The 204-nt window shown below is 38.2% G+C and carries 1 protein-coding gene; it reads left to right on the forward strand.

Going from position 1 to position 204, the window contains the following annotated elements:
• Nucleotides 1-204 (forward strand): HYR-like domain-containing protein (locus EOD40_RS18155; protein WP_164905530.1); only part of this gene is annotated, 204 nt, incomplete at both ends.

Below are 204 nucleotides of genomic sequence, written 5' to 3' on the forward strand. Positions count from 1 at the left end.
AATGTTCGGCTACGGCGACAGCTCCTACTACTAATGATAATTGTAAAGGAACTATCACAGGAACAACTACTGATCCATTAACTTATACAACTCAAGGAACTCACGTAATTACCTGGACTTTCAATGATGGTAATGGAAACACTGAAACAGCTACTCAAAATGTAATTGTTGACGATGTTACTAAACCGGCAAAACCAATTCTGG

The sequence above is a fragment of the Flavobacterium sufflavum genome, assembly GCF_004016525.1.
Classification (GTDB): Bacteria; Bacteroidota; Bacteroidia; order Flavobacteriales; family Flavobacteriaceae; genus Flavobacterium; species Flavobacterium sufflavum.